This is a genomic window from Borreliella californiensis (assembly GCF_014205885.1).
Taxonomy (GTDB): domain Bacteria; phylum Spirochaetota; class Spirochaetia; order Borreliales; family Borreliaceae; genus Borreliella; species Borreliella californiensis.
In genome coordinates, this window is sequence record NZ_JACHFB010000037.1 from 1 (window position 1) to 1,048 (window position 1,048).

At 33.2% G+C, this 1,048-nt stretch carries 2 protein-coding genes; both read left to right on the plus strand.

The window, feature by feature from the left end; translation table 11 throughout:
• Nucleotides 1-64 precede the first annotated feature (64 nt).
• Nucleotides 65-835 carry a DUF228 domain-containing protein gene (locus HNP67_RS06840; protein WP_184125824.1) on the plus strand — a complete coding sequence of 257 codons (771 nt, stop codon included), beginning with the start codon at nt 65-67 and terminating at the stop codon, nt 833-835.
• A 29-nt stretch (nt 836-864) separates the two neighbouring features.
• The coding region (locus tag HNP67_RS06845) for a DUF228 domain-containing protein (RefSeq protein ID WP_184125826.1) at nt 865-1,048 on the plus strand (184 nt) is incomplete at its 3' end.

Genomic DNA, 1,048 nt, shown 5'->3' on the forward strand with positions numbered 1-1,048 from the left:
GAAGATTTATTTATAGTGCTTGCCAGTGTATTTGGAAATAGAGCCATAAAAGGGTAATTAAATTATGGCTTTAAAAGATAAAGGGCAAGTTGAAGATCTTGCCGCTGTTGACAACCTACAGTTAGATTTAGAAGCAGAAGTTTCTGCTGCTCCTAGGGCTAAACGACAAGCAAGACAAGCTGAAGATGTACAAGCTAAAGATCCTTATTTAGATTCAGTTAAAGAACTTGATGATGTTCTTTTGAAATTTAAAAAATATGCAAAATCAATTAGTTCAATTGAAAATAAGGTTTTTAGCAGTTCAAGCGGTTGTTTTAAATCCAAAAATGAGCGAGTTGATGCTTATTCATTTTCATGTTCAAGCTATACAGACAAAATAGAAGAATACTTATATGATCCAAAAAATAGTTTTCCATACAAGCGTGGAGTCAAGCTTGTTCCAAAAGAGAGCTTTATATATGTTGAGGTTGGTGCTGATACTGATATTTATGGGATATGCGTAGATGTTTGTGAGTTTAGTTGCACTGCATATGTTTTGCCAATTACAAATAACTTTGAGGGGTATCTTGTAACAAGAAATCCGAATATAAAATCAGGGCAAATATTAGACATAAATAATAAAGGAGTCATTATCAAGGCTGGTGGCGGAGCTCCAACTATAATTAACGCCTATGCATTATCAGATGCATTTACAATTAATTTTGTGCCTGAAGATGATATGGCTCAAAATCAAGCTAGGTATCCTAAACAAGATTATTCTATTAATTTAGTAAAAGTTACAATTTTTGGAAATAGGGGTCTTGAGAAAATAGTAATTCCTGATGCTGATGATTGAGGGCTAGAGGAATAAAAGGAGGTAAATGAATGGGAGATACAACGCAATTAGTAAAAGAGTATCAAGAGAAGAGAAGTAAACTCAAAAAGTTTATGAAAAATCCCCAACATGATGCTAGTTTGCTTAGCAATTCTAATGAATTTAGAGACAAAAATGTGCAATTTTTTGCTTCTGGAGGCACTAGAACTAGTAGGTTTGACAAATTAGAAAATC

Coding starts and splice junctions, on each gene's coding strand:
- HNP67_RS06840 (WP_184125824.1), top strand. CDS start 65: ATGGCTTTAAAAGATAAAGGGCAAGTTGAAGATCTTGCCGCTGTTGAC.